General features: G+C 71.1%; 25 protein-coding genes. 13 read left to right on the top strand and 12 right to left on the bottom strand.

Going from position 1 to position 26,447, the window contains the following annotated elements; genetic code table 11:
- Window positions 1-72: 72 nt before the first annotated feature.
- A complete protein-coding gene (locus tag EAH89_RS10320; protein ID WP_140882727.1) occupies window positions 73-876 on the top strand; it encodes an amidohydrolase family protein in 804 nt (267 codons plus the stop codon).
- Between the two features lie 48 nt (window positions 877-924).
- Here EAH89_RS10320 and EAH89_RS10315 read toward each other — a convergent pair whose 3' ends face one another.
- The 3 genes from EAH89_RS10315 to EAH89_RS10305 are packed head-to-tail and all read right to left on the bottom strand — an operon-like array spanning window position 925 to window position 3,846.
- The gene (locus EAH89_RS10315) at window positions 925-1,809 is read right to left on the bottom strand and encodes an amidohydrolase family protein (RefSeq protein WP_140882726.1); all 885 of its coding nucleotides are present in this window, start codon (window positions 1,807-1,809) and stop codon (window positions 925-927) included.
- A 4-nt stretch (window positions 1,810-1,813) separates the two neighbouring features.
- Window positions 1,814-2,788 (bottom strand): Bug family tripartite tricarboxylate transporter substrate binding protein, encoded by a 975-nt coding sequence (locus EAH89_RS10310; RefSeq protein ID WP_140882725.1) that lies wholly within the window; start codon window positions 2,786-2,788, stop codon window positions 1,814-1,816.
- Window positions 2,789-2,814: 26 nt separating this feature from the next.
- Entirely contained in the window at window positions 2,815-3,846 is a 1,032-nt protein-coding gene (locus EAH89_RS10305) for a Bug family tripartite tricarboxylate transporter substrate binding protein (RefSeq protein WP_161993536.1), read from the bottom strand.
- Window positions 3,847-4,073: 227 nt separating this feature from the next.
- Between EAH89_RS10305 and EAH89_RS10300 the strand changes: the two genes are divergently transcribed.
- The 7 genes from EAH89_RS10300 (at window position 4,074) to EAH89_RS10270 (ending at window position 11,880) form a co-directional block, all read left to right on the top strand.
- The gene (locus tag EAH89_RS10300) at window positions 4,074-4,910 is read left to right on the top strand and encodes a metallophosphoesterase family protein (RefSeq protein ID WP_140882723.1); all 837 of its coding nucleotides are present in this window, start codon (window positions 4,074-4,076) and stop codon (window positions 4,908-4,910) included.
- Window positions 4,911-4,922: 12 nt separating this feature from the next.
- Window positions 4,923-6,110, top strand: a complete 1,188-nt coding sequence (locus EAH89_RS10295) for an ABC transporter ATP-binding protein (RefSeq protein WP_140882722.1) — start codon at window positions 4,923-4,925, stop codon at window positions 6,108-6,110.
- Complete coding sequence (locus EAH89_RS10290) at window positions 6,107-7,000, top strand: carbohydrate ABC transporter permease (protein ID WP_241666943.1); 894 nt, start codon at window positions 6,107-6,109, stop codon at window positions 6,998-7,000. The genes EAH89_RS10295 and EAH89_RS10290 overlap by 4 nt, the downstream gene beginning before the upstream one ends.
- A complete protein-coding gene (locus EAH89_RS10285; protein WP_140882721.1) occupies window positions 7,000-7,833 on the top strand; it encodes a carbohydrate ABC transporter permease in 834 nt (277 codons plus the stop codon). The genes EAH89_RS10290 and EAH89_RS10285 overlap by 1 nt, the downstream gene beginning before the upstream one ends.
- Before the next feature lie 21 nt (window positions 7,834-7,854).
- Window positions 7,855-9,135, top strand: a complete 1,281-nt coding sequence (locus tag EAH89_RS10280; protein WP_140882720.1) for an ABC transporter substrate-binding protein — start codon at window positions 7,855-7,857, stop codon at window positions 9,133-9,135.
- A 108-nt stretch (window positions 9,136-9,243) separates the two neighbouring features.
- Entirely contained in the window at window positions 9,244-10,284 is a 1,041-nt protein-coding gene (locus EAH89_RS10275; RefSeq protein WP_140882719.1) for a zinc-dependent alcohol dehydrogenase, read from the top strand.
- Window positions 10,285-11,880: an FGGY-family carbohydrate kinase gene (locus EAH89_RS10270; RefSeq protein WP_140882718.1), complete on the top strand. Its 1,596-nt coding sequence runs from the start codon at window positions 10,285-10,287 to the stop codon at window positions 11,878-11,880.
- On the opposite strand, the gene EAH89_RS10265 is transcribed toward EAH89_RS10270, so the two are convergent.
- Window positions 11,866-12,813: a sugar-binding transcriptional regulator gene (locus tag EAH89_RS10265; RefSeq protein ID WP_206667501.1), complete on the bottom strand. Its 948-nt coding sequence runs from the start codon at window positions 12,811-12,813 to the stop codon at window positions 11,866-11,868. The genes EAH89_RS10270 and EAH89_RS10265 overlap by 15 nt on opposite strands.
- A gap of 215 nt (window positions 12,814-13,028) precedes the next feature.
- On the opposite strand from EAH89_RS10265, the gene EAH89_RS10260 reads away from it, so the two are divergent.
- Genes EAH89_RS10260 through EAH89_RS10245 form a run of 4 tightly spaced genes read left to right on the top strand, consistent with a single transcriptional unit; the run spans window position 13,029 to window position 17,002 of the window.
- Window positions 13,029-14,351, top strand: a complete 1,323-nt coding sequence (locus EAH89_RS10260) for an extracellular solute-binding protein (RefSeq protein WP_206667500.1) — start codon at window positions 13,029-13,031, stop codon at window positions 14,349-14,351.
- A 16-nt stretch (window positions 14,352-14,367) separates the two neighbouring features.
- A complete protein-coding gene (locus EAH89_RS10255; protein WP_241666942.1) occupies window positions 14,368-15,351 on the top strand; it encodes an ABC transporter permease subunit in 984 nt (327 codons plus the stop codon).
- Entirely contained in the window at window positions 15,348-16,268 is a 921-nt protein-coding gene (locus EAH89_RS10250; RefSeq protein ID WP_140882717.1) for an ABC transporter permease subunit, read from the top strand. Before EAH89_RS10255 ends, EAH89_RS10250 begins: the two co-directional genes overlap by 4 nt.
- A complete protein-coding gene (locus tag EAH89_RS10245) occupies window positions 16,265-17,002 on the top strand; it encodes a glycerophosphodiester phosphodiesterase family protein (protein WP_140882716.1) in 738 nt (245 codons plus the stop codon). The genes EAH89_RS10250 and EAH89_RS10245 overlap by 4 nt, the downstream gene beginning before the upstream one ends.
- Before the next feature lie 27 nt (window positions 17,003-17,029).
- Here EAH89_RS10245 and EAH89_RS10240 read toward each other — a convergent pair whose 3' ends face one another.
- The 4 genes from EAH89_RS10240 to EAH89_RS10225 are packed head-to-tail and all read right to left on the bottom strand — an operon-like array spanning window position 17,030 to window position 20,864.
- The gene (locus EAH89_RS10240) at window positions 17,030-18,019 is read right to left on the bottom strand and encodes a Bug family tripartite tricarboxylate transporter substrate binding protein (RefSeq protein WP_161993535.1); all 990 of its coding nucleotides are present in this window, start codon (window positions 18,017-18,019) and stop codon (window positions 17,030-17,032) included.
- The gene (locus tag EAH89_RS10235) at window positions 18,016-18,702 is read right to left on the bottom strand and encodes an HD domain-containing protein (protein ID WP_140882714.1); all 687 of its coding nucleotides are present in this window, start codon (window positions 18,700-18,702) and stop codon (window positions 18,016-18,018) included. The genes EAH89_RS10240 and EAH89_RS10235 overlap by 4 nt, the downstream gene beginning before the upstream one ends.
- Window positions 18,703-18,709: 7 nt before the next feature.
- Entirely contained in the window at window positions 18,710-19,696 is a 987-nt protein-coding gene (locus EAH89_RS10230; protein ID WP_140882713.1) for a Bug family tripartite tricarboxylate transporter substrate binding protein, read from the bottom strand.
- Between the two features lie 28 nt (window positions 19,697-19,724).
- A complete protein-coding gene (locus EAH89_RS10225; RefSeq protein ID WP_241666952.1) occupies window positions 19,725-20,864 on the bottom strand; it encodes a mandelate racemase/muconate lactonizing enzyme family protein in 1,140 nt (379 codons plus the stop codon).
- A 119-nt stretch (window positions 20,865-20,983) separates the two neighbouring features.
- Between EAH89_RS10225 and EAH89_RS10220 the strand changes: the two genes are divergently transcribed.
- Window positions 20,984-21,901, top strand: coding sequence for a LysR family transcriptional regulator (locus tag EAH89_RS10220; RefSeq protein WP_140882711.1), 918 nt, complete (start codon window positions 20,984-20,986; stop codon window positions 21,899-21,901).
- A 164-nt stretch (window positions 21,902-22,065) separates the two neighbouring features.
- Here the strand turns inward: EAH89_RS10220 and EAH89_RS10215 are convergent, their stop codons facing one another.
- From EAH89_RS10215 to EAH89_RS10200, 4 genes are all read right to left on the bottom strand, one after another.
- A complete protein-coding gene (locus tag EAH89_RS10215) occupies window positions 22,066-23,421 on the bottom strand; it encodes an SGNH/GDSL hydrolase family protein (RefSeq protein WP_161993533.1) in 1,356 nt (451 codons plus the stop codon).
- 418 nt (window positions 23,422-23,839) lie between these two features.
- Complete coding sequence (locus EAH89_RS10210; protein WP_140882709.1) at window positions 23,840-24,820, bottom strand: Bug family tripartite tricarboxylate transporter substrate binding protein; 981 nt, start codon at window positions 24,818-24,820, stop codon at window positions 23,840-23,842.
- Window positions 24,821-24,851: 31 nt separating this feature from the next.
- The gene (locus tag EAH89_RS10205; RefSeq protein WP_140882708.1) at window positions 24,852-25,721 is read right to left on the bottom strand and encodes an HpcH/HpaI aldolase/citrate lyase family protein; all 870 of its coding nucleotides are present in this window, start codon (window positions 25,719-25,721) and stop codon (window positions 24,852-24,854) included.
- Window positions 25,718-26,446, bottom strand: coding sequence for a GntR family transcriptional regulator (locus tag EAH89_RS10200; protein WP_140882707.1), 729 nt, complete (start codon window positions 26,444-26,446; stop codon window positions 25,718-25,720). The genes EAH89_RS10205 and EAH89_RS10200 overlap by 4 nt, the downstream gene beginning before the upstream one ends.
- Between the last annotated feature and the right edge of the window lies 1 nt (window position 26,447).

Raw genomic sequence — 26,447 nt, 5'->3', positions numbered from 1 at the left:
GACTGAACGAACCCCAGGTTGCACGCGGCCCGCGACGCCGGCACCCGCTGGGAGGGGCAACGCCCGACGCGCATGACCACACACCCGATCATCGACTGCCACTTCCATCTCTACACCACCGACATGCCGCGCGTGGCCAGCGCCTGGCATCAGCCACCCTTCGACGCGACGCCGGAGGGGTTCCTCGAGGTCATGGACAAGCACGGGGTCACGTTCGGCGTCATCGCGGCGGCGAGCATGTACGGGGAATACAACGACTACACGATCCGGGCGACGCGTCGGCACAAGCGCCTGCGAGGCACCGTCATCCTGTCGCCCGACGCGGATTTCTATCGCATGGAGAGGATGAAGGAGGACGGCATCGTCGGCGTCCGGATCTTCTACCGGCATGTCGCAAGCCCGCCCGACCTGAAGTCGCCCGAGTACCAGCGGCTGTTGCGCCGGGTGCGTGACCTGAACTGGCACGTGCACGTCCTCGCCGAGAGCCATGACCTGCCGGCGGTGATCGAGGGGACGGAAGCGGCGGGCGTGAAGCTCGTGATCGACCATTTCGGTCGACCTGACCCTGGCCAAGGGGTGAACGCGCCCGGCTTCAAGGCCATGCTGGCCGCCGTGGAGCGGGGCAACACATGGGTGAAGATCTCCGCGGGCTACCGCATGCCGTCCGCGCAGGCGGCACGCGACTACGCGGCGGCCCTGCTCCGCGTGGCCGGGGGCGAGCGCCTTGTCTGGGGAAGCGACTGGCCCTTTGCCGCCTTCGAGGACCGCGTGACCTACGCCGATGCGGTCGCCACGCTGGCCGACTGGGTGCAGGACGAGCGGGTGCGCCAGCAAATCGCCGGCGAGACGCCACTCCGCCTGTACTTCAGCGACTGACGCCTTCCGGGCTCACACAGACGGTGCCGCGCGGGAGAGTCGCTGGCGCTACCGTGAGGCTGGTGCCGGAAAGTCGTACAGCTCTCGCGCCTGGTCCGACAGGATACGGTTGCGCACCGCCTCGTCGGGCACCCATTCCAGCAAGAGGTCGAGCAGATCGCCGTCATTGGGCATGACCCGGCCCGCCATGTTGACGTGCGGCCAGTCCGACCCCCACACCAGGCGTTCCGGCGCATGCGCGACGAGCGCCTTGGCGATCGGCGTCACGGACGGATAGGGGAAGTCCTCCTTCGTGCAGCGCATGGGGCCCGATACCCGCACCCAGACCCGCCCGGTGTCGAGCATCCGCAGCAAGGTCGTGAACGCGGCCTGCTCCGTGCCGCCCGCCGCCGGAATGGCCGCGAAGTGGTCGAGCACGATCTGTCCCGGCAGGTCTAGCAATCGGTCAGCGAAGCTCTCCAGTTCACCCTGGCCCGGATAGAATTGGATGACCCAGCCAAGATCGGCCGCCATGGCAGCGACGCGTTCGGAAATCTGCGGAAGGTGTGTGCCGTGCCGCGGGCTGACGAAGCGCGTCCCGCGCACGCCCAGACCGTGCAAACGCTCCATCTCCGCCGGCTGCGTGTCGCCGGGCAACAGGGCCACCCCACGAAAGCGGTCGGGGAAGCGCTGCAGGGTGTCGCAGAGGTGCCGGGTGTCCATCCCGTAGCCCCCGCCGCTGACGATCACGGCGTGGTCCAGGCCAAGTGTATCCTGGATACGGATCGATTCCTCCGGCAGCCTGTCCTCGGACACGTATTTGCTGCCGGGATCGAAGGGGTACTCGGTCGCAGGCCCGAAGAGATGGATCTGACAATCGACGGAGCCGGGCGGGCAGCGCAGCCGTGGCGCTCGCGGGTTTGGATCGGGCGGTGGCGTCAGCGGCGGGGTCATCGGTCTACTCCGGGCGGATGTTCGCGTCGCGGATCACGTCCCGCCATTGCGGGATTTCCTGCGCGATCCTGGCGGCGAAGGCTTCGGGGCTGCTGCCCACGACCTCGGCCCCTTGTTGGGCAAGCACCTTCCCGAGCGCGGGAGCTCTCACGGCCTCCTGCACCGCCTTTGCAAGGCGGCCCACGACCTCGGACGGGATACCAGCGGGCGCAAGGTAGCCCATCCACAGAATGCCCTCGAAGCCGGGCAGGCCCATCTCGGCAACCGTTGGCACGTCCGGCGCCATCGTGGATCGCCGCGGGCTGGCGATCGCAAGCACGCGGATGGCCCCGGCTTCGATCTGCGCCGCGGAGGTGGCGTAGGAGTCCAGTTTCAGCTGCACCCGACCTGCGACCAGGTCCGTGAAGGCCGGCGCCGCGCCGCGATAGGGCACGTGCATCACCTCCAGGCCCAGCCGGTGCAGCATCAGCTCCATCGTCACATGCGGGTGGGAACCGATGCCGGCGGAGGAATACGTCAGTTCGCGCGGATGACCGCGGGCGTAGGCGACGAATTCCTGGAAGGTCCGGAACGGCGCATCCTTGTGGCAGACCAGGATCTCGGGGATCTGCGCGCAAAGGGAGATCGGCGCGAAATCCTTTTGCGCGTCAAACCCGGCGTTCGGCATCAACCCGGGGTTGATGGTGTGGTTCGGCGCCGTGAACAGCAGCGTGTACCCATCCGCTGCCGCGCGCGCGACGCGTTGCGTCCCGACATTGCCTCCTGCCCCGGGCTGGTTGTCGATGACGATGGGCTGTCCCAGGATTTCGGATACGGCCGCGGCGATCGGCCGTGCGGTGACATCCACGGTGCCGCCCGGCGGGAATGGCACGACAAGCCGGATCGGCCGATCCGGATAAGCCGCAGCCCGCGCCGGCCAGGCAAGCGAGGTGCCCGCTGCACCCGCCAGAGCCCGCCGGGTAAGGGTGATGTCGATCATCTCGGGGTGTCCTCCGATGCAGCGCGTCACTGGCGCTGGATGTTCGCCTTCTCAATGACACTTGCCCAGGTCGCGACGTCGCGGCGGAGGAGCTCGCCCATCGCCTCGGGCGTACCCGGAGCGGGCTCGATCCCGAGGTCCAGGAGGCGCTTCTTGACCTCCTGCGTTTGGAGAACCTCCACAACATGGCGGTTCAGGATGTCCACGATCGGACGGGGCGTGCGGGCGGGGGCGAACAGCGCGTTCCATCCCACCACCGCGTAGGAAGCCAGGCCGCTTTCCTGCAGGGTCGGGACGTCCGGAAGAAGGCTGGAGCGCTTGGCCCCGGTGCTTCCGATGGCGCGAAGCTGGCCACCCTCCAGAAGGCTGCGAGCCGCCGCGTAGGACTCGAAGCCAATTTGCACGTCGTCGCGCTGCACGGCCGTCAGCACGTCCGCTGTCGCACGGTAGGGGACGATGGTTGCATCGGCGCCGATCGCCACGCGCAGCCATTCTCCGGCGAGGTTCTGCGTGCTGCCCGGGCTGATCGTACCGATGGCGAGGCCATCGCGCTTCGCGGCGAGCAAGTCGGCCAGGCTGCGAAGGCGTGAATTGGCGGCGACCAGCAGCAGCAAGTCGAAGTTGGCGATGCAGGACACCGGCACAAAATCGGCGAGCGGGTCGTAAGGCAGGTTGCGGAACAGGGTTTTGTTGATGGCGTTGCCCGTGCTCAGGATGGACAGCGTGTGGCCGTCGGGCGCGGCGGAGGCCGCAGCCATCGCGGCCGGCGTACCGGCCCCGCCCGGGTGGTTGTCGACCACGACCTGCTGGCCGAGGCGCTGCGACAGCGCCTCCCCAACCAGGCGCACGGTGATGTCGGCCAAGCCGCCGGCAGCGAAGCCGACCACAACCCGGATGGGCCTGGAGGGATAGCCGCTCGCCTCCTGCGCGATGCCAGTGGCAGGGTTGGCCAGGGCGCCCGCGGCGGAAAGGAAAATGCGCCGGTTAATGCGCGGATTGCCGGCGGTCTGCATCGTCGGCGCCCCGTGCAGCGTGTGCTCACTCATGGCATGGCGCATGACGTTCCCCCTTCCTCGGCAGCAACCCACCAGGACACAGGCTGTTTTCCCCCTAGCCCTGTGGGTCATGGTCGTCCCATCACTTTTCTGGTTCGCAGGACCACCCTGTCAGGGCCCAAGAATACAATTGTGCGATCAAGAATGCAGATGATAAGCTTGGACCAATAGGGGAAATGAAGCCGGGAGGGCCAGGTGTCGATGCATGACCGACGGCGGGCGGTGCGCTGATGCAGCGCGTCGCCCAGATCTCCGACACCCATCTCAGCCCGACGAAGCGGCATTTTGACGCGAACTGGGGGCCCTTGGCCGCCTGGCTGAGCGACGTCTCGCCGGACCTCATCATCCACACCGGCGACGTCACGGTGGACGGCGCGGACGTGGAGGAGGACATGCGCTTCTGCGCGGCTCGCCTCGCCGAATTGCCGGCTCCTGTCCTGACCGTTCCGGGCAACCACGATGTCGGCGAGCCCGGCCACCCCCACCAGCCCGTGAACCGCGAGCGCCTGGATCGCTGGCGGCGTCACTTCGGTCCGGACTGGTGGAGCCAGGACCTGGAGGCCTGGCGGCTGATCGGGCTGGATTCGATGCTGTTCGGCTCCGGCCTGCCGGAAGAAGCGGAGCAGATGGACTGGCTGCACCGGCAGGCCGGCGAGGCGGAGGGGCGTCGCCTGGCGGTCTTCACCCACCGGCCCCTCATGCTCGAACGCGCGAATGAGCCGGACACCGGCTACTGGTCCGTCAAGCCGGAACCGCGCTCGGCGCTTCTCCGGACCTTCGACCGGTACGATGTCGCCCTTGTCGCGACGGGCCATCTCCACCGCTCGCACGACGCGCTCATCGACGGGCGCCGGCATGTCTGGGGCGGGGCTGCGGCCTTTGCCGTCGGGCCATCGCTCTCGCCGCCGATGCCGGGCGAGGCCCGCCTGGGCGCGGTCCTCTACACCTTCGACGGGCGGGACGTGTCGGTGGCGCGCGCGGATGTGCCGGGGCTGACGACCTTCTGGATCGACGACGTCGTGCACGAGGTCTATCCAACGCCCGCGGCCAGCGCGGCGCCGGCGTAACGGCGGCGCCCGATGGCACGCGTCGAGCTCGAATCGATCGGCAAGAGCTTCGGCGACACCGCCGTCCTGTCCGGCATCAACCTGGACGTCGAGGATGGCGAGTTCCTGACCCTGGTCGGCCCCTCCGGCTGCGGCAAGTCGACGCTCATCCGCATCATCGCGGGCCTGGAGCCGCAAACGAGCGGGCGCATCCGCATCGATGGCGCCCCGGTGGACGACCTGCGCCCCCACGAGCGCCGCGTGGCCATGGTGTTCCAGAGCTACGCGCTCTACCCGCACCTGTCGGTCTTCGCGAACATGGCGCTGCCCCTGACCATGCAGCGCCTCTCCCTCTGGGAGCGCCTGCCGTTGCTGCGTCTCCTGTCGGCGCGGCGCCGTCGCGTCATGCCGGGTATTGCACAGGAGGTGCGCTCCGTCGCGGCGCAGCTCCAGATCGAGCCCCTGCTCCTCCGCCGGCCGGCCCAGCTTTCGGGCGGGCAGCGCCAGCGGGTGGCGCTCGGCCGGGCCATGGTGCGGCATCCCGGCGTCTTCCTGATGGACGAGCCGCTGTCGAACCTCGACGCCAAGCTGCGCGTTCACATGCGGTCCGAGCTGACGGAGCTGCACCAGCGGCTGAAGAGCACCTTCGTCTACGTCACGCATGACCAGGTGGAGGCGATGACCATGTCCGACCGGGTGGCGATGATGGATGCCGGGCGGATCCTGCAGCTCGGCACCCCGGCGGAGCTCTATGCCCGGCCGGCCAACGTGACGGTCGCGCAGTTCATTGGCAGCCCCGCCATCAACCTTCTGCCCGCTCGAATTGAGGACGGCGGGATCGCCGTGCTGGCGGATGGATCGCCGATCCTGCGCACGTTGCTGCCACCGGGCTCCACCGCGACCATCGGCCTGCGCCCGGAAACCCTGCGCCTGCTTCCCCCCGGCGACCCGACCCGGCCCGCGCCGTTCCAGGCGAGGCTGAGGCGTGTCGAGAATCTCGGCGCGGAGTGCATGCTGCACGTCGACCTGCCGACGCTGCCCGGGCAGGGCCTCGTCATCCGGGCTGCCTCGGCCGGCGATCTCACCCCGGGAACCATGGTCGGGGTCGCCTATGATCCGGCCGCCGCCCACGTGTTCGACGCCAGCGGAAACCGCGTCGCGGCGGTGGCAACGGCCGCGCCGGCCGCGCGCCTCGCGCAAGCCGAGGGCCGCGTGTCGTGACGGGGCCCGGGCTGCGGCAGGCGCGGATCGAGCGGCACACGGGCCTCGCCTTCATCTCGCCGGCCATGCTGCTGTTCCTCCTGACCAGCCTGGCGCCGCTGGCGGTTCTTCTCGGCCTCAGCGTCACGGATTACGAGCTCGGCGCCATCGACACCAAGGGGGTCGGCATGGCGAACTTCGCGAAGGCCTTCACCGATCCGGTCTTTCGACGGTCGCTCGGGAACACGCTGCTCTATGTCCTGATCGTGGTGCCGGGGGCCGTCGGTTTGGGACTGCTGATTGCCGTTCTCGTTCACGGGCGCCGGCGCAGCCGTGGCTTCTACGAGGTGATCTACTTCCTTCCCGTCACCTCCACCCTCATCGCCATGGCGACGGTCTGGCAGTTCCTGCTGCATCCCCGCCTCGGGCCGGTGAACGCCTTCCTCCGGTCGCTCGGACTGGGCGAGGTCGCCTTCCTCAGCGAACCCGCCCACGCCCTGCCCACGCTGGCCGTGATCGGCATCTGGCAGCTGCTCGGCTTCAACATGGTGCTCTTCCTGGCGGGCCTCTCGGCCATCCCGAAGGACCTCTACGAGGCGGCGGAGGTGGATGGCTGCACCTCGGCGGTGGACCGCTTCCTGACCATCACCTGGCCCCTGCTGACGCCCACGACGATGTTCGTGCTCGTCACCACCTCCATCACCGCCTTCAAGATCTTCGACACGGTGGCGGTGATGACGCGCGGGGGGCCGATGGGATCGTCGGAGGTCCTGCTCTACAACGTCTATCTGGAGGGCTTCCAGTACTTCCACATGGGCTATGCGGCGGCGCTGACCGTCGTCTTCCTCGCCTTCATCCTGGTGTTCTCCGCCGTCCAGAGCCTCGTGCTCGAGCGCAGGACGCATTACTGATGCGCGCGCTCCGCCACGCCGGATCGCTGATCCTGGTCCATGGGGTGCTGCTTGCCGGTGCGGCCTTCATGCTGCTGCCCTTCGTCTGGATGATCGCCACCTCCCTCAAGCCGCCAGAGGAGGTGTTCAGCGCCACCCTCCAGCTCCTTCCCAACCGCTTCCACGGGGCGGAGAACTATGGCTTCGCGCTCACCCAGGCGCCGCTGGTGCGCTTCGCGCTCAACGGCGCCATCGTCTGCCTGGGCATCCTGGCCGTGCAGTTGCTCGTGGCCATCCCCTGCGCCTACGCGCTCGCGAAGCTTCGCTTCCCCGGGCGGGACGCGCTGTTCCTGCTCGTTCTCCTGTCGCTCGCCATCCCCGTTCAGGTCCCGGCCCTGCCGCTCTACATCGCCCTCGCCGACCTGAGCCTGCTGAACACCTACCTCGCGATGATGGTGCCCTTCCTCTTCTCGGCCTTCGCGGTGTTCCTGCTGCGGCAGTTCTTCAAGTCCTACCCCGACGACATCCTCCAGGCCGCGCGGCTGGATGGGATGAGGGAGCTCGAGATCGTCTGGCGGATCGTGGTGCCGAGCGCCTGGCCGGCCATCGCGGCCTTTTCCGTCTTCTCGGTCGTCGCGCACTGGAACGATCTCTACTGGCCGCTGATCGTCATCACCGACAGCGCGCTGGCCACCCCGCCGCTGGGCATGATGCTGTTCGCCGACGCCGAGACCGGGTCCAACTACGGCGCGCTGATGGCGGCGGCGGCGATGCTGACCGCGCCGCTGGTGGTCGTGTTCCTCTTCGCGCGCCGGTGGTTCATCGCCGGCGTGACGATGACCGGCGTCAAGTAACAAGAACCAGGGAGAAGGTGCATGGCCTGTTCAAGACGGTTCCTCTGTTCCGCCGCGCTCGGCGCGCTGGCGTCCCGCGGTGCTGCGGCCCAGGGGCAGACCACGCTGGACGTGCAGTACTGCTTCCCGGCCTTCGCCAAGTTCCACGAGGCCGTGGCGGCGGAGTTCATGAAGCTGCACCCGGACATCCGCGTCACCTTCCGGGCGCCGGCGCCCACCTATGACGACGGCCACCAGGCGATGCTGCGCGCGGCCGTGACCAACCAGCTTCCGGACATCTACTATTCCGGCTTCCACCTTCAGGCGGAACTCGTCCGGGCGCTGCTGCGCCGGCAGCAGGTGACGGACCTCGGCCCGCTGCTCGCGGCCGAGCCGAAGGACTGGGTGGAGGCCAATTACTCTCCCCGCATCGTCGATCTCGGCCGGGTGGACGGCACGCTCTACGGAATGGCCGTCAATGCCTCGACGCCGCTGATGTACTTCAACACGGAGCTGGTGCGGCAAGCCGGCGGCGATCCGGCGGCGATGCCCGATACCTGGGACGCCACCATCGCCCTGGCATCGAAGATACGGGAGAGCGGGCCGAACCTAGCGGGCCTCGCCTACAACATCCATGAATGGCCGGATGACTGGCTGTTCCGCAGCCTGATCCACCAGGGCGGGGGCAGCATGCTGAACGCCGCCGGCAACGCGATCGCTTTCGGCGACGGCGTGGGCCTCAAGGCCATGCAGTATGTCCGCCGCTTCGTCACCGAGGGCGGCATGCCGCTGATCGACTGGGACCAGTCCCGGCAGCAGTTCATCGCCGGGCAGATCGGGCTCTTCTTCGACACGCCGGCGCGGCTGCGGCAGGTCACCGACTCCATCGGGCGGCGCTTCACGCTCGGCACCTCCACCTTCCCGGTGGATGACAAGGCGAAGGGCGGCCTCCCCACCGGCGGCAACGCGGCCATCGTGATGAGCCGGGATGCGGCAAAGCGGCGGGCGGCCTGGGAGTTCGTGAAGTACATGACCGGCCCGGAGGCGCAGAAGCTGGTGGTGGAGACCAGCGGGTACCTTCCGACCAACATCCGCGCGCTCGGCCCCGACTTCCTGGGCCCCTATTACGATGCCAACCCGAACTTCCGCACGATCACCCGGCAGATGGACCGCTCCGTGCCCTGGCAGGGCTATCCCGGCGGCAATTCGGTCCGAATCTGGCGCACCCAGCGCGAGATCATCAACCGCGTGATGCGGGGCGAGGTCACGGCGGAGGCGGGGCTCGAGCGGCTGGTGCGGGAGAGCACGGCCCTGATGGGCTGAAGGACGCGGGCGGCGCGCCGGCGACGGCCCGCCGCCCGAAGGCACCGCGGCGGGACGCCACCGTCGCGCCTCCCCCGATACCGCCCCGATCAGTCGAGCCGATCCGCCATGAGCAACGCCCTCTTCCTCCACGCCGCGCATGACGCCCGTGTCGCCCCCTTCAACCTGCGGGAGGGGCGGCCCGGGGAGACGCTGCTCGACGTCGCGTCCGTCGGACTCTGCGGAAGCGACCTGCACTACTACAAGGATGGCGGCATCGGCTCCGCGACGATCAAGGCGCCCTTCGTCCCCGGCCACGAGTTCGGCGGCTGGCTGACCGAGGACATCGGGGAGCTCGGCCTGCGGCGCGGCGCCCTGGTCGCCGTCGACCCCAACAAGGCCTGCGGGCACTGCGCCTATTGCCATGCCGGCCATGCCAATCTCTGCCCGAACGTCGAGTTCATCGGAGCGCCGCCCTTCGACGGCGCGATGACCCAGCGCATCTGGGTGCCGCGCAGCCAGATCGTCGCGCTGCCCGAGGGCTTCACGCCGCTGGACGCGGTCATGCTGGAGCCGCTCGGCGTCGCCATCCACGCGGTGGACCTGGCCAAGCCCCGCTTGCTGGAGCGCGTGGCGCTGCTGGGTTGCGGGCCGATCGGGCTGCTGATCCTCCAGGTGCTCAAGGCCGCCGGCGCCGGGGAGGTCCTCGCCGTCGACCCGCTGGAGCATCGCCGGGCCATGGCGCAGCGCCTGGGCGCCGACCGCGCCGGCACCTCCCTCGCCGATATCCAGGCCTGGACCGAGGGCGAGGGCGCGTCCCTGGTGATCGAGGCGACCAACTCCCCGCTCGGCTTCCGCGACGCCATCCTCTCCGCCCGGATCGGCGGCCGCGTCGTGCTGGTCGGCATCCCCGACGGCGACACCTACACGCTGCCGGCCGCCGATGCCCGCCGCCGCGCGCTGAAGATCAAGTTCTCCCGCCGCATGGGCGAGGTCTACCCGCGCGCGATCGCCCTGGTGGCGGCGGGGAAGGTGGACGTCGCCTCGCTCGTCACCCACCGTGTCGGGCTGGAGGAGGCGGCCGAGGCCTTCCGACGCCACGCGGCCGATACGCCCGGGGTGATCAAGACGCTCATCTACCCCAACGGCGTCGACGCCGCGGCCGCCTAGGTGCGGGACGGGCTCCTGCTGGCGGTCGATGTCGGCACTCTCTCGGCCCGGGCCGGGCTGTTCGACGCCGCCGGCGCGCTGATCGCCACCGCCTCCGCGGGCTTCGACCTGCTGCGCCCGGCCCCCGGCCACGCGGCGTACCGCATGGACGCCCTCTGGGCCGCCGTGGCCGCGGCCGTGCGCGGCGCGCTCGCCCGCCAGGAGGGGGCGGCGGCGCGCGTCAGCGCCATGGCCTTCGATGCCACCTCCTCCCTCGCCCTGTCCCACACCGGCGCGCCGCCCCTGGAAGGCGGCGTGGACGTCCTCTGCTGGGCCGACCACCGGGGGGAAGCCGAGGCGGAGATGATCACGGCCACGGGCGACCGGCTGCTGCACAGCATGGGCGGCACCCTCTCGCCCGAGATGCACCTGCCGAAGCTGCTCTGGCTCAAGCGGCACGATCCCGCCGCCTGGGCCCGCGTGACCGGCGCGCGGGACCTCTGCGACGCCCTCGCCTGGCGCGCCACGGGGGAGGACCGGCATTCCCTCTGCGGCTTGGCCTGCAAGTGGGCCTTCCTTCCCGCCGAGGGCGAGCAGGCCTGGCGGCGCGACCTGCTGGACCGGCTGGGTATCGCCGACCTGCTCGACCGCGGCGCGCTCGCGCGGCCGCCGCTGCCGGTCGGCGCCCTCCACGGCCGACTGGCGCCGGAGGCGGCGGCGGCGTTCGGCCTGCCCCCCGGCGTGCCGGTCGCCGTCGGGCTGATCGACGCGGAGGCCGGCACCCTCGGCGCGCTCGACGGCGGCTTCGAGCCCGCCATGAACAACACCGCCGTCCTCATCGGCGGCACCTCCACCTGCATCATGGCCTTCGCCCCGGAGGAACGCCGCATCCCCGGCGTGTGGGGCCCCTTCCGCGACGCCGTCTTCCCCGGGCTCTGGCTGCACGAGGCCGGGCAGTCCCTGACGGGCGCCGCGCTCGACGCGGTGCTGGCCTCCCATCCCGCGGGCCCGCGCCGCGCCGGCGCGGCGGAGCACGCGGCGGCGGTGGCCGAGATCGCCCGCCGGCTGGAGGAGGAGGGCCCGGCCTTCGCCGCCGGCCGGCACGTCGTGCCGGACTGGCTGGGCAACCGGTCGCCCCTGGGCGAGGGCCGGGCACGGGCCCTCCTCACCGGCCTCGGCGAGGAGCGGGGGGAGCGCGACTTCCTGGAAGCCTACTACGCCACCGCCCGGGGCATCGCGCTCCAGGCCCGCCAGATCCTCGACCACCTGGACGCGCACGGCTACGCCATCCGCCGCGTCGCGCTCTCCGGCGGGCACGCGCGCAACCCGCTCCTCGTCGCCCTCTACCGCGACGCGCTGGGGCGGGAGCTGGTGCTGCCGCGCAGCGCCGAGCCGGTGCTGCTGGGCACGGCGATGACGGCGGCCGTGGCGGCCGGCTGGCACCCGGACCTGCTCTCGGCGGTGTCGGCCATGGCGCCCGGCGCGGTCGCGCAACCCGCCCACCCCGCCTGGGCGCGGGCGCATGACCTGGCCCATGGCATCTACCTGGGCCTGTTCGAGGCCCGGAACGCCGCGATGCGCGCCTCGGCCGCCCTCGCGGCCTCAGCCCGCGAGTGACAGCGCGGCCCGGGCCGTCTCCTCGTCCGTGACCAGCACGCGCGGGATGCCGCCGCGCAGCGCGGCCGCGATCACCGCGGTCTTGTGCCGGCCGCCGGCGGCCAGCACCACGTGGCGGACCTCCGCCAGCTGGGCCGAGGGCAGGCCGATCACCCGTTCGTTGATCGGGTGGTCGATGGGCCGGCCCGTGGCATCGAGGAACTGCCCGAGCACGTCGCCCACCGCGCCGGCGGCCTTCAGCTCCCGCACCGTGACGTCGTTCGGCAGGCCGTGGCGGATGAGAAGGGAACGCGGGCTGAGGTCGCCCAGGCTCAGCAGCGCCAGGTCCACCGCGCGGATGCGGGCGAAGACCTCGGCGAAGACGTCCAGCGCCACCAGCGTGTCGCGCGACTGCGCGCTGCCCGCGTAGATCGGCGCGGCCAGGTAGGTGCACTGCGCGTTCAGCCGCCGCGCCAGCTCCCCCGCCGTCTCGAAGGTGTTCAGCTCCAGCCCCTGGGTCAGGCCCCCCATCATCGCCGTGACCCAGAGGTCCGGCAGGTCGGCCTGGGCGATGTGGCGGATCGTCTCCCGCAGGGTGGCGCCCCAGCCGACGCCGAAGACCGAGACCTCCGCCCGCGCGAGATAGCGGGAGAGATGGTCGCCGGCGGCCATGCCGATCAGCCCGGGCAGCTTCGCCGGGTCGTCCGGGGTCGGCACGATCACGGCGTCGGCGAGGCCGAAATCCTGTACCAGCCGGGCCTCCAGCGCGACGCAGCTTTCCAGGCGGGAGGCGAGGTGGACGCGCACGAGGCCGCTGGCCCGGCACTCCGACAGGATGCGGTTCACGCGCAGGCGGGTGAGGCCCAGCCGCGCCGCGATCTCCGCCTGGGTCAGGTCCTCCATGTGGTAGAGCCAGGCGACGCGCACCTGCAACTGCTCGTCCGATCCGCTCAAGGCCTGCTCCCTTCCGGCCGGGCAGGCGGGGCGACGCGGCGCCCGCTGTCACGCGGCGGCGCATATTACAATTGTGCGCTCCGATTTACACGTGCTTACCTGCCGATTAGCCTGCGGGCGCGGCCGGGATCGGCGGGCTGTCCCCTGCCCGACCGCATCGCAGCCGCCCAAGGCACCGCAGCGTGCCGGCGTGACAAAGGGAAGGAAGAGACGAGATGTCGATGGCAGTCTCCCGCCGCGCGATCCTGGCCGGCAGCGCCGGCGCGCTGCCTCTTCTCCGCGCCCGTCCGGCCTCGGCGGCCCCCCGGGAGATCCGCTTCTGGCACGCGATGAGCGGCGTGAACGGGGAGCGGCTGGAGGAGATGACGCGGCAGTTCAACGCGGCCCAGTCCGACTTCGCCGTGACGCCCATCTTCAAGGGCACCTACGACGAGCTGATCAACGCCACCGTTGCCGCCTACCGCACGCGCACCCAGCCGCAGCTCGTCCAGATCTACGAGCGAGGCTTCATGACCATGCTGCTCTCCGGCGCTGTCGTGCCGGTGCAGGAGCTGATGGCGGCGCAGCGGCACAACATCAACTGGGCCGACTTCATCAAGCCGATCGCCGGCTACTACACCCACAAGGGCGAGCTGGCGGCGATGCCCTTCAACTCCTCCACGCCCATCCTGTTCTTCAACAAGGCGCATTTCGCCAAGGCCGGGCTGGAGAAGCCCGCCGAGACCTGGCAGGCGCTGGAGCAGCAGCTGCGGCAGGTGAAGGCGGCCGGCGGCCCCGGCAGCATCATGGCCGACGACTACCACTGGAGCTGGTTCGAGAACTACAGCGCCATCAACGACTACCAGTACGCCACGAAGAACAACGGCTTCGGCGGGCTGGACACCGAGTTTACCTACAACCGCACCCCCGTGGTCCAGCAGGTCGGCCGGATGAAGCGCTGGATGGACGACGGGCTGCTGCAGACGGCGGGGCAAGGGGTCGCGGCGGCGGCGGTCTTCACCTCCGGCCGCTCGGCCACCTTCATCGCGTCCACCGCCACCCACGCCGCCGTCATGGCGGCCGCCAACCTCGAATGGGACGCGGTGCCCCTGCCCTATGAGGAAGGGCGCACGCCGCGGAACAGCGTCATCGGGGGCGCGGTGCTCTGGGCGCTGCGGGGGCATGCCGACGCCGACAACGCCGGCACGGCGTCCTTCCTGGCCTTCGTGGCCAAGCCGGAGACGCAGGTCTGGTGGCACAAGGCGACCGGCTACGTGCCCGCGACGAACGCCGCCTACGCGCTGGCGCAGAGCCAGGGCTGGTACCGGGAAAGGCCGACGCAGGAAATCGCGGTCAAGCAGCTGACGCGGGGCGAGCCGACGGCCAATTCGCTCGGCTACCGCTTCGGCAACTTCACCCAGACCATGTTCGCGCAGCGGGAGGAGGCGGAACGCGCCTTCGGCGGGCAGAAGCCGCCGCAGCAGGCGATGGACGACGCCGTGTCGCGCGGAAACGAGATCCTCCGCCGCTTCGAGCGGCTGAACGCCGGCCGCTACTGATGCCGGCGGCGCGCGCGTGAGCGAGACCGCGATCCCGGCCCTGCCCCCGCGGCGGCTGTCCTGGCCGGCCTTCCTGCGCCGCAAGGCACGTCCGGAGAGCCTGCACGGCATCAAGTCGTCGGGCTTCGCGGGTCAGGTCCTGCCGCTTGTCCTGCTGGCGCCGCAGCTCGTCATCCTCCTAATGTTCTTCTTCATCCCGGCCATCCGCGGCCTTGCCCAGGCCTTCCTGCTGCAAGACCCCTTCGGGCAAGAGGTGCACTTCGTCGGGCTGGAGAACATCACCGCCCTGCTGCGGAGCGCCGAGTACTGGGAATCGCTCCGCCTCTCCGTCAACTTCACCCTCGCCACCACCGCGCTGACCTTCGGCGTCGGGCTCCTCCTCGCCTTCGCGACCGACCGGGTGGCGCGCGGGCGCACCGCCTACCGCGCCGTGCTGTTGCTGCCCTACGCCATCGCGCCGGCCATCGCGGGCTTCGTCTGGGCCTTCCTGTTCAACCCGATCGTCGGTCCTGCCGCCGCCCTGCTCCACGCCCTCGGGATCGCCTGGGATCCGAACCGGTCGGGTGACGACGCCCTGCTGCTGGTGATCCTCACGGCGTCCTGGAAGCACCTTTGCTACGACTACATCTTCCTCGTGGCCGCGCTGGGCTCCGTGCCGCGCTCCGTGATCGAGGCGGCGGCGGTGGACGGGGCGCGGCCGCTCCGGCGCTTCTTCTGGATCGTGCTGCCGATGATCGCGCCGACGGTCTTCTTCCTGCTGGTCATGAACACCGTCTACGGCCTCTTCGAGACCTTCGCGATCATCGACGCCACCACGCGCGGCGGGCCGGCGGCGGCGACCAACATCCTCGTCTACAAGGTTTACGTGGACGGCTTCGTGAACCTCGACCTCGGCTCCTCGGCCGCGCAGTCGGTGCTGCTGATGATCTTCGCCATCAGCCTGACGGTCATCCAGTTCCGCCTCATCGAGCGGCGGATCAGCTACGACGTGTCGCAATGATCGAGCGCGCCTCCTGGCTCGACGCCGCCTGCCACGCGATCCTGGTCGTCGCGGCGCTGCTGACCTGCCTGCCGCTCTACTACGCGCTCGTCGCGGGTTCGCTGACGACCGCGGAGGTGCAGCAGGTCCCCCTCCCCTTTCTGCCCGGCGGCGCCTTCGTCGAGAACGCCCGGGCGGTCTGGACCCGCATCGGGCTGGGGCGGCTGTTGCTCAACTCCGTCATCGTCGCGCTCGGCATCGCCGTCGGCAAGCTCGCCATTTCGCTGCTCTCGGCCTTCGCGATCACCTATTTCCGCTTCCGGTTCCGCGGCACGGTCTTCTGGCTGATCTTCCTCTCGCTGATGCTGCCGGTGGAGGTCCGCATCGTGCCGACCTTCGAGGCCATGACGGACGTGCTCATGCCGCTGCGCCTGCTCGTGCAGCTGAGCGGCGTGGACAGCCTGGTGCAGGCCATGACCGGCTGGCGGCTGGAGGTCTCGGCGAACTGGAGCCTGCTGAACTCCTACTCGGGCCTCATCTTCCCGCTGATGGCCTCCGCGACGGCCACCTTCCTGTTCCGCCAGTTCTTCCTGACCATCCCGGACGAGCTCTGCGACGCCGCGCGGATCGATGGCGCCTCCCCCATGCGCTTCTTCTGGACCATCCTCCTGCCCATGTCGCGCCCCAACCTGGCGGCGCTGGGCATCATCTTCTTCCTGTTCGGGTGGAACCAGTATCTCTGGCCCCTGCTCTTCACGACCGAGCCGACGATGACGACCGTGGTGGTCGGCATCAAGCAGCTGGTGCCGCACGGCGACTCCATCCCCGCCTGGAACCTGACGATGAACGCTGCCCTGCTCGCCATGCTTCCGCCAATCGTGGTCGTGCTGCTGCTGCAGCGCTGGTTCGTGAAGGGTCTTATCGAGTCCGGGAAATGACCACCATCGCCAAGCGCATCATCGGCCATCGCGGTGCCCGCGACCTCTGGCCGGAAAACGGCCTGACGGGCTTCCGCAACGTGCTCGGCCTCGGCGTGGCCGGCGTGGAATTCGACGTGCATCCCACCCGCGACGGCGATCTCGCGATCATCCACGATCCCACCCTCGACCGCACCACCGATGCCAGCGGCCCGGTTGCCGCCCGCAGCATGGCGGAACTGCGCCGCACCCGCCTCCTCGGCAGCGAGGAAGGAGTGCCCTCGCTCGACGAGGTGCTGGACGTGCTCGCGCCCTCGGGCGTGGAGTTGCACATCGAGCTGAAGGTGGACGTCGCGGGGGTCCCCTACCCGGGCCTTGAGGCGCGCGTGGCGGAGCACCTGCGCCGGCGCGGCCTTGCGGAGCGCACGGTGCTGACGTCCTTCTGGCCGGACGTTCTGCAACGCCTGCGCACGGCCGCTCCCGACGGCCGTCTGCTGGCTTCGGTCAGCGGTTCCTCCGCCGAGAAGCTCGGGGGGCTGGAGGCGGTGCTGGACCGGCTGGATGAGATCCAGGCCGACTACGTCGCGGTTCACCACGCCCTTCTATCGCGGGAGATGGATGTCCTGCTGCGGCGGGTTGGTCCGGCTCGGCTCGGCGCCTGGGTCATCAACGACGAAGCGGAGATCGCTCGCTGGCTCGAGGCGCCGGTGGCGCTCATCACGACGGATCGGCCCGATCTCTTTCCTTCGTCCTGAAAGACGCGTCCCGCCGGCTCGTGCCGTTCAGTCTGCCTGGATGCCGGCCTCGTGGACCAGCCTTCCCCAGCGGATCACCTCGGCCCGCAGCATGGCGTCCGCGGCGGCGGGATCGGGGATGCCGGGCTCCAGGCCGACGTCCCGAAGGCGCGCCTGCATCGTCCCCGTGGCCAGGATGGCCGCGACCTCCTGCCGGAGCCGCTCGAGCAGCACCGGCGGCGTTCCCACGCGCGCGGACAGCGCGTGCCAGACGGTGAACCGGAAGCCCGGAACCCCCGCCTCCGCGACCGTCGGCAGGTCCGGGCTGCCCGGCGAGCGCCTCTCCCCCGTCGTCGCCAGGGCGCGCAGCCGACCGGACTGGATCTGCCCCATCACCTCCGACGGGCCGGCGAACATGAAGTCCAGCGTCCCGTTCACCAGGTCCGTCACCGCCGGGCCGCCGCCGCGGTACGGCACGTGCTGCGCCACGACCCCGGTCATCTTCGACAGCAGGACGACCGTGACATGCGACGGCGAGCCGATCCCGGGAGAGCCGTAGCTGAGTCCGCCCGGCTTCGCGCGCGCGAGGTCCAGCAGGCCCCGCAGGTCCCGGACGGGGCTGGATTGCGGCACCACCAGCACCGAGGACGAGGTGGCGGGAACGGCGACGGTCGTGAAGTCGCGCAGCGTGTCGTAGCCGGGGGTGCGCATGATGGCCGGCGTGATCGCGTGGGTTCCGATATGGCCTTCCACGAGGGTGTAGCCGTCCGCGGGAGCCTGGGCCGCGGCCGCCATGCCGATGGCGCCGTTGGCGCCCCCGCGGTTCTCGACCACCACGGCGAAGCGCCCCGTTTCGCCGGGCTGGCCCAGGCGCGCCTGCAACTCCGTCCCGATCAGCCGCGCGATGAGGTCGGAGCTGCCGCCGGGCGCGAAGGGCACGATGATCCGGACCGGCCGGTCGGGCCAGTCCGCGCGGGCCGGGTTGCCGGTGAGGAACGCGGGCAGGAACAGGGCGGTGCGGCGGTGGATCGGTCTCATGTTGGGTTCCGGGAGGGAGGTCCGTCGCGGAGCGGCCGCGGCACGATCTTCCGGGCTTCGAGGATGGCGTCGCCCGAGGGGTGCAGCAGCCCGCAGCCGCCGGCGATCGACCACCAGAGGTGATCGGCCCGCTGCACGATGAGGCATTCCAGGCTGCGGATCAGGTGCTCCCCCTCGAAGGAATGGGCGAGGGCGATGTGCGCCAGCTCCTCCGGCAGCCCGGCCGCGATGCAGAGATGCGCGCCGTAGACGGGATGGCGCAGGGAGGGCAGGCCCGTGGCCGAGGGATCGCCCGTCCAGCGCGCCCGGTTGGCCGCGTCGAACTCCCAGGGCTTGCCCACGTCGTGCGTGAGCCCGCCGGCGATCACCAGGTCGCGGTCGATCCGCACGGCCGGGTCCACCGCCGCGAACTCATCGGCGATGGAGAGGGCGAGGCGGGCCACGCCGCGCAGGTGCGTGGCCTGGTCGCCCCGCCTAAGCGCGAACTGGCCAGGGTTGGATTCCCCGGGGACCTCGGAGACGCGGGCGAAGCTGCTCTCTGAAAGGGCGAGGCACCAGACTTCGATGCACTTGCGCCGCAGCTCCTCGTTCCCGATCTGCGCCAGTTCCGGGAGGTCCTCCAGGACCGTGGCTCGCAGGGCATCGGTGATCTCGCGCCGCGGGCGGCGATCGAGGAAGTTCATGGCGCGCCTACTCCAGCACGATGTTGAGGTCGCGCGTCACGCTCCCCCACTTGGTGATTTCCGCATCGATGAACCGGGCGTAGTCGGCCGACGAGCCCTGTCCCGGGATGTAGCCGCTGGCCGCGAAGCGCTCCCGCAGCGCCGGATCCTGCAACGCCCCGGCGGCGGCGTCGTGCAGGCGCGCCACGATGTCGGGCGGGGTGCCGGCCGGAACGGAGAGGCCGAGCCATCCGACCGCGGAGAAGCCGGGGTAGCCGCTCTCGGCGACCGTCGGCGCCTCCGGGTAGAGCGGGCTGCGCGCCTCGCTGGTCACCGCCAGCACGCGCAGGCGGCCCGCCCGCACGTGCGGCAGGGGAATGTCCACGTTGATCATCACGATCGGCACCTGCCCCGCGATCACGTCGGTGATGGCGGGCGCCGCGCCGCGATAGGGAACGTGGAGCATCTCGATCCCCGCCGCGCGCATCAGCATCGCCATGGCGAGATGCCCGGAGGAGCCGCTGCCGGGGCTGGCGAAGGTGAGGTCACCCGGCTTCTCCTTGGCCAGGCGGACGAGGTCCTGCAGGGTGCGGGCGGGGAAGCCCTCGGCCACGACAAGGGCGTTCGGCAGGGAGGCAAGCTGGGCGACGTGGGTGAAGGCCGTGCGGGAATCGTAGGGCATGTTCCGGTACAGCCCGTGGTTCATCGCGTTCTGGCCGTTGCCGGAGACGAGCACCGTGTGGCCGTCCGGCGCCGCGCGCGCAACCGCGGCGGCGCCGATGTTGCCGTTGGCGCCCGGGCGGTTGTCCACCACGAAGGGCTGGCCCAGCGCCTGGGAGAGGGGCTGGGCCACCATCCGCGTCACCACGTCATTGCTGCCGCCCGGCGGGAAGGGCACGACGAGGGTGACCGGCCGCTCGGGCCAGGTGGCGGCGCGGGCTGCGCGGGGCAGCGCGAAGCCGTAAGCGGCCAGGGCTATCGTGCCCAGGGCCGAGCGGCGGGTCAGCTTCTGCATGTCGTCCTTTCCGTCAGGGATGGGGTGCTCAGGCCGCGAGGCGCCAGGTCTCGCCCATCCAGGGCGCCAGCCGCTCGGCCTGGAGGTCCAGCCCGGTGCCCGGCGCGTCCGGCACGACCATCGTGCCGTCCGCCTCGAGCGGGAGGGCACCGGCGATCTCGAGCAGGGGATTTGCGGAGGCGTCGACCTCGACCCACGGGTAGTCGCCCGGCGCGCCGCGGCGCGGGCTGACCAGCGCCGCGGCCTGGAGCGCCGCGCGCATGTTCACCACCGTCCCGAACACGTGCGGCATCACCGGGAGGTCGTAGGCAGCGGCGAGCGCCGCGATGCGGAGGAAGCCCGTGTAGCCGCCGCAGACCGTGAGGTCGGGCTGCAGCACGGACATCGCGCCCGCGGCCAGGACGTCGCGAAAGGCCGCGAGGCTGGCCAGCGCCTCCCCGCCCGCGATGGCGACCGGCACGGCGGCGGAGACGGCGGCGTAGCCCGCCACGTCCTCGGGCTGGACCGGCTCCTCTATCCAGAGCAGGCCCGCCTCCTCCATGCGGCGCGCCGACTCAATGGCCGCACGAGCCGTGTAGCCCTGGTTGATGTCCACCATGAGCGAGACCTCCGGGCCGACCTGCCGGCGCACCGCCGCGGCCATCGTGCCGTCCGCCCGGGGCGAGACGCCGGCGCGCGGCTTCAGGGCGCGGAAGTTGCGGCGGAGGATGCTGTCGATCTCGGCCTCGTAGTGGCCGTAGGGCTCCGCCGCGTCCGTGGTGATGAAGGGCGCGCTGGCATAGGCCGGCAGGCGTATCCGAAGGGCCCCGCCAAGCGCCTCCGCGACGCTCACGCCGCGGTCCCTCGCCGCGAGGTCGTGCAGCGCCATGTCCACGGCTGAGATCGCCATCATCCCAGGGCCGCGCCGGTCGTAACCGAGCGTGCCGAGCATGCGATCGTAGAGGCGGCCGTGGTGATGGGGCGAGGCGCCGAGGACGAGGGGCGCGAGCCGCGTGCGGACCAGGGCGGCCGCGGCGGCCGGCGAGGCGAAGACCTCGCCCCAGCCGCGGGCACCGGTGTCGGCCACCAGCTCCAGCAGGAGGAAGTCGCGCCGGCGGATCATGCGCGAGGCGTTGCCGATGGCGGGCGAAGGCGCGAAGCCCAGCAGGTAGGCGCGGATCTCTACCACCTTCAACGCAGCGTCCCTCCGTCCCAGGGCAGGCTCTCGGCGGCCTGACGCGCCCAGTTTGCCGCGCCGGCGATCATGTGCGCCAATGCCAATATGCGCAGGGATCATGCCCGGTGGTTATGACCTTCGACCTGCGGGAGATGGAGGTCTTCCGCCGCGTCATGGAGCTCGGCAGCGTCACTGCGGCGGCAGCGGCCCTGAACATCTCCCAGCCCGCCGTCACCCGCTTGCTGCAGAAGGCCGAGGCGCGGCTCGGCTTCGCTCTCTTCGTGCGGGAGCGACGGCGCCTGCGCCCGACGGCGGAGGCGCAGATCATGTTCCCGGGCACGCTCGGGGCCTTCACCGCCATCGAGCTGGTGCAGCGCATGGCCGAGGAGTTGCGCGAAGGGCGGGCGGGCGTCCTGGCCATCGCCGCCATCCCGTCGCTCGCGGCCTCCATCCTGCCGGCTTGCATCCGGCGTTTCCGGGAGAAGCGGCCGGAGAGCGCCATCACCCTGCAGACCTTCAGCGCCCACGAGATCATCCGGCGCATCGCGTCGCACCGGGATGACCTGGGTTTCATCATCGGCCCCGTGGGCCACGAGGCCTTGACGGTGCAGGACCTGCAGAGCACGGGCCTGGCCTGCGTGATGCCGCCCGGTCATGCGCTGGCGAGGCGCCGCAGCGTCGGTCCCGCGGACCTTGCCGAGCATCCGCTCATCTGCCCCAGCCGCAACCTGGTCCTGAGCGAACAACTGGCCCGCGCCTTCGCGGAACGGAACGTCCCGTTCCGCATCGCCGTCGAGGTGTCCCACACCCACGCCGCCTGCGCCCTCGTGCGCGCCGGGGCGGGCATCGCCTTGATGGACGGCTTCGGGCTCATGGGGGCTCGCGCCGAGGACCTGGTCAGCTGTCCCTTTCGACCAACCCTCCTGAGCACGGCCCGCCTGGTCACCGCACGCTTGCGCCCGGTATCGCGGCTCGCGCAGGACTTCATCGACGCGCTGGAGATGGACCCCGCGACGCCTGTTCGCCCGCGACGGACTCGCCGGGATTGATCCTCCGGCATCGTCGTGTGGCTCCACACCGCTCCGGCACGCGGAACCCGCATGCCTTTCGTCGTCAGCGCGCGCCGAACACTGGGGGGTGACGACGCCTGCGGTCTGGAGTTTTGCTGACTGGCAACCGACGGCCGGAGGAACACCGGCCGCCGCCACCGACTCTAGCGACTTGCCGGACGGAACGCCTCAAGGTCGATGCTGTTCGCCATCGCGGTGTACCCTGCCGGGCTCGGATGCAGGTGGTCGCCCGAATCATATTCAGGGCGCATCCGCGTCGGCCGCGCCGGATCCTGCGTGGCCGCGGCGAAGTCCAGGACGACGTCGTAGGCCCCGCTGCTCCGGATCCACTCGTTCAGCGCCTGGCGCTTCGCCTCTCCCTCCGGCGTCCAGTACGCCGCACCCTCGAACGGGGTGAGGGTCGCGCCGTAAACGCGAAGACCGCGCGCGCGGGCGCGTTCGATGAACTGGCGATGCCCGGCGATGAGCTCGGCAACGCTCGGGTTGGGCTTGGCTCCTCCGTTGCCGATGTCGTTGATGCCCAGCATGATCGTGGCGTGGGTCGCGCCAGCCTGGGCGAGCACATCGCGGTCGAAGCGCGCCAGACCGTTCGGACCGACCCCGTCCTCGAGCACGCGGCCGCCGCCGATGCCGCCGTTGACGACGCTCATGCGGATGCCCGCCGCCGCGAGGCGAGCGGCGAGAAGGTTCGGCCAGCGCCGGTTCTGGTCGAGGCCGGACTGGGTGCCGTCGGTGATGGAATCGCCGAAGGCCACCAGCACGGCGGTCGGCTGGCTCACCGAGACCTCGACCCGGCTCAGGAAGAACGAGGAAGCCGAGGGCAGCCCGTCGCTGCGGCGGTAGGCCGTGGTCGCCGCGACCGGGAACGAGACCGTACCGGTGTGATTGCCCCGCGCGGACACGTAGTTCGTCTGCCAGGAGGCTGGGTGATACGTCACCGGCGATCGGGATCCCGCGGTGTCGTCCGGCAGGTAGACGTCGACGACCACGTCGGCGGCGTCCGGCACCTCCATGTCGACGGGATCGCTCACCATCAGGGCGCCGGGCGGGATGGTGGGCTGCGCGAGTCCCCCGAAGGTAAGGACGCGGTTGGTACCGGCCGTGATGGACGCGCCCTTGTCGCGGCGCGCAACCTGGGCGGCGCCAACGCGCAGCGGCGCGGTGCCGAAGGTGTTCGTCAGGGTAACCCGCACGCGGGTTCCACCCGTGGAGATCCGGGCGATCTGCCGGAGGGTCTGGTCGTTGAAATGAAGGCGGGAGCCGCCGGCCACTTCGAGTTGCTGCCTCGGGGCGGCCTCGCGCACGGCCTCGGGCACGTCGCTTGCCCACGGAAAGGCCAGCGCGGCGGCGCCCAGCGTCTGCGCCGGCTGGTCGACGCGGGCCACGTCCGGCGCGGCCCATGTCGGGATCCAGCGCTCGGGCGCGGGCTGGGCCCAACTCGTCGATGACATGGCGACGGCGAGCGCCGCGGACGCGACAAGATGACGGAACCTCGGCATTCCACCTCCTCCCCTGCTGGAATGGATCATCCGGTCGCGCGAACGCCACCTTGTGGCCCTCGCCCCGTGCCCATCCCGTTGGTCCGATCATCCGCGCAGGGCTGGCGAGCGGCAAGGCCTTCGCAGGGCTCTGCGCCCCCTGCTCGCTGGGGGCAGCAGCGTGGAGCCGCGGCGATGGCGAAGGTCAGCTCACGGCACTCGCCCCAACGAGGCGGTGCCGGGAACGAAGCGGGCCGCGATCCAGGCCGCGACGTGGTCGAAGCTGCGGGCCATCGTGTCGCCGGATTGCCCGGGCGCGCGGGCGCAGGGCTCGCAGGGCGTGAAGCCGTGCGTGGCGCCCTCGACAAAGGCGATGGACTTGTCCCGGCTCGCGGTGTGCTCGCACGCTTTTCTTAGCCGCTGGAGCAGGCGGCACCGCTCAACCCCGCCGGAGGGTGCCCTCCTGGATCGCCTGGGCCCAGCGCTGGTCATCCTCCGCCACCGTCCTTGCCATCTCCGCCGGCGTCGTGATGTAGGTCTCCACCGCGAGCGACCTCAGCCGCTCCTGCACGGCCGCGGATTGCACGACGGCGTTGATGGACGCGTTCAGCCGGTCGGTGATGGCCTCCGGCAGCCTCGCGGGGCCGAAGAGGCCGAACCAGCCCGTGTAGGTGGCCTCCCCCACCCCGAGCTCCGCGAGGCAGGGCGTGTCGGGCAGGAAGGAGGAGCGGCGCGGGGAGGTCACCGCCAGCGCCCGGATGCTGCCGCCGGGCAGCAACGTCATCGCCGTTGCCGTGCTGAACCAGGCGAGGGGAAGATGCCCGCCGGTCAGGTCCCCCACCGAGGCGCCGGAACCCGAGTAGCGCACCTCGGTCATGTCCACGCCGGCGGCCCGCGCGAAGCGGCTTGCCACGTAGCCGGAGGCGACGTCCGCCGTGCCCTGCGCCAGCTCGCCCGGCTTCTCCTTCGCGCGGTCGATGACGGCCTGCGTGCTGCGGAAGGGCGAGTTCGCGGGGCAGACGAGCACGAAGCAGTAGCTGGCGAGCATGGCCACCGGCGTGAAGTCGGCGATGGGGTCGAAGGGAAGCTGCGGGGTGATGTGGCGCAGCATGGCGTGCGTGCCGTTGGGGGCCACGAAGCTGTAGCCGTCCGGCTGGCTGCGCGCGACCGCCTCGGCGCCGATGATGCCGTTCGCGCCGGCCCGGTTCTCCACGATGAAGGGCTGCCCGAGATCGCGCCCCAGGCCCTCGGCGATGGCGCGGTTGGTGACGTCCGTCCCGCCGCCCGGCGCGTAGGGCACGACGATGCGCACCGGCCGCGCGGGCCAGGCCGGCTGGGCGCGCACAGCGGGGGCGGCCAGCGCGGCGCCGATCCCGGCCAGGAGGGCCCGACGGCGGTCAAGGCGATCAAGGCGGTTCATGATGCTTCTTCCCCTGTCCGGCTCGCCGTCGTCACCCGGCTTCCGCGGCGGCACGGGCGGTGGCGAGGATCCGCCGCATGCGCGGCACGAGGTCCATCGCGACGAACTCGCCGTTCACGTAGGCGACGTTCTCCCCGCGCGCCGAAGCGGCCTCGAAGGCTGCCACGTAGCGCTCGGCATGCGCAACGGCCGCCGCGTCGGGCGTGAAGACGTCGTTCACCACGGCGATCTGGTCGGGGTGGAAGACCACCTTGCCGGAGAAGCCGAGCTCGCGCGCGAGGAGCGCGTCATCGCGCGTCCCCGCCGTGTCCCGCAGACCCATGAAGGGCGCGTCGAGCGCCTGCACGCCGGCCGCGCCGGCCGCCGCCGCGATCACGGCGCGCGGCATGGCGAGCCCGGCGGGGCTGATCGCGCCGCCGGTCTGCAGGGTGTAGTCGCCCGGGCCGAAGAAGAGGGCGAGGCAGCGGCGGGAGGCTTCCGCGATGACCATCGCGTTCAGCACGCCGCGCGGCGTCTCGAGCATGACAATGACGCCCGTCCCGCGGCCGCCCGGCAGCGCGTCGAGCCGGGCGTCGAGACGGTGGAGCTGCTCGGCGGCCTCGACCTTCGGCACCATGATGGCGTCCAGCCGGTCGAGTGGAAGCGCGGCGAGATCCTCCTCGAATTCGGGGGTGCCGATGGCGTTCACGCGCACCACGCGCTCCCGCCGTCCGAAGTCGAGCCCGCGCAGCGCCTCGGCGACCACGCGGCGCGCCTCGGGCTTGCGGTCGGGCGGCACCCCGTCCTCGAGGTCGAAGGCGAGGCTGTCCGCGGCGAGGGTCGCGGCCTTGGCGAGCCGTTCCCCCCGGTGCCCCGGCGTGAGGATCAGCGAGCGCCGGAGCCGCCAGGCGCGATCGTTCATGCACGCTTCTCCTTCGCGCGGCCGTCCGGCCCTGCCCGGTCCAGCCGTCCCATCGCCGTCGGCAGGGGGACGCCGAAGCGGCCGTAGCCGCTCTCGACGATGACGTGGCGGAAGGTCGCCTCCGCCAGGTCGGGGTCCCCGGAGCGGAGCGAGGCGAGGAAGCGCGCGTGGTTGTCCAGCCGCTTCTCCGGCTTCTGCTCGTAGCCGGGGTGATGGTGCAGGAAGAGGCGGACGAGATGGCTGATCGAGACCCAGGAGCGCAGGAGGTACTCGTTGCCCGAGGCCTCGCAGACCATCTCGTGGAACCGCCAGTCGCGGTCGCGCCACTCCGACATCCGCCCCGCCGCGGCGCTCTCCTCGATGAGGCGGTGCTGCTCGATGAGCGGGGCGCCGAGCTCGGGCGTGTAGCGGTCCGCGACGAGCCTCGCCGCGAGGCCCTCCAGCGTCGCGCGCATCAGGATCATCTGCAGCGCCCGGTCGACGGAGACGTCGGCGACGAAGAGGCCACGTCCCGCGCGCCGTTCCACCAGCCGCTCGGCCTCCAGCGCCTTCAGCCCCTCGCGCAGCGGACCCCGGCTGACGCCCAACCTCTTGGCCAGCGTCGCCTCGACGATGCGCTCGCCGGGGCTCAGCGCCCCGCCGCGCAGGGCCTCCATGAAGCGCCGGGCGACGAACTCGGGCAACGAGGTGCGCGGCGGCGGCGCCCAGAGGCCGGGCTCCTCCACG

It is taken from the genome of Muricoccus nepalensis (assembly GCF_006438825.1).
GTDB classification, from domain to species: Bacteria; Pseudomonadota; Alphaproteobacteria; order Acetobacterales; family Acetobacteraceae; genus Roseomonas; species Roseomonas nepalensis.
Note: the sequence above shows the minus strand (reverse complement) of the source record. Positions and strands in the feature narration are given on the sequence as shown.

Coding starts and splice junctions, on each gene's coding strand:
- EAH89_RS10315 (WP_140882726.1), bottom strand. CDS start 1,809: ATGACCCCGCCGCTGACGCCACCGCCCGATCCAAACCCGCGAGCGCCA.
- EAH89_RS10230 (WP_140882713.1), bottom strand. CDS start 19,696: ATGCAGAAGCTGACCCGCCGCTCGGCCCTGGGCACGATAGCCCTGGCC.
- EAH89_RS10235 (WP_140882714.1), bottom strand. CDS start 18,702: ATGAACTTCCTCGATCGCCGCCCGCGGCGCGAGATCACCGATGCCCTG.
- EAH89_RS10220 (WP_140882711.1), top strand. CDS start 20,984: ATGACCTTCGACCTGCGGGAGATGGAGGTCTTCCGCCGCGTCATGGAG.
- EAH89_RS10240 (WP_161993535.1), bottom strand. CDS start 18,019: ATGAGACCGATCCACCGCCGCACCGCCCTGTTCCTGCCCGCGTTCCTC.
- EAH89_RS10285 (WP_140882721.1), top strand. CDS start 7,000: ATGCGCGCGCTCCGCCACGCCGGATCGCTGATCCTGGTCCATGGGGTG.
- EAH89_RS10275 (WP_140882719.1), top strand. CDS start 9,244: ATGAGCAACGCCCTCTTCCTCCACGCCGCGCATGACGCCCGTGTCGCC.
- EAH89_RS10215 (WP_161993533.1), bottom strand. CDS start 23,421: ATGCCGAGGTTCCGTCATCTTGTCGCGTCCGCGGCGCTCGCCGTCGCC.
- EAH89_RS10245 (WP_140882716.1), top strand. CDS start 16,265: ATGACCACCATCGCCAAGCGCATCATCGGCCATCGCGGTGCCCGCGAC.
- EAH89_RS10205 (WP_140882708.1), bottom strand. CDS start 25,721: ATGAACGATCGCGCCTGGCGGCTCCGGCGCTCGCTGATCCTCACGCCG.
- EAH89_RS10305 (WP_161993536.1), bottom strand. CDS start 3,846: ATGCGCCATGCCATGAGTGAGCACACGCTGCACGGGGCGCCGACGATG.
- EAH89_RS10280 (WP_140882720.1), top strand. CDS start 7,855: ATGGCCTGTTCAAGACGGTTCCTCTGTTCCGCCGCGCTCGGCGCGCTG.
- EAH89_RS10310 (WP_140882725.1), bottom strand. CDS start 2,788: ATGATCGACATCACCCTTACCCGGCGGGCTCTGGCGGGTGCAGCGGGC.
- EAH89_RS10250 (WP_140882717.1), top strand. CDS start 15,348: ATGATCGAGCGCGCCTCCTGGCTCGACGCCGCCTGCCACGCGATCCTG.
- EAH89_RS10320 (WP_140882727.1), top strand. CDS start 73: ATGACCACACACCCGATCATCGACTGCCACTTCCATCTCTACACCACC.
- EAH89_RS10295 (WP_140882722.1), top strand. CDS start 4,923: ATGGCACGCGTCGAGCTCGAATCGATCGGCAAGAGCTTCGGCGACACC.
- EAH89_RS10260 (WP_206667500.1), top strand. CDS start 13,029: ATGTCGATGGCAGTCTCCCGCCGCGCGATCCTGGCCGGCAGCGCCGGC.
- EAH89_RS10300 (WP_140882723.1), top strand. CDS start 4,074: ATGCAGCGCGTCGCCCAGATCTCCGACACCCATCTCAGCCCGACGAAG.
- EAH89_RS10210 (WP_140882709.1), bottom strand. CDS start 24,820: ATGAACCGCCTTGATCGCCTTGACCGCCGTCGGGCCCTCCTGGCCGGG.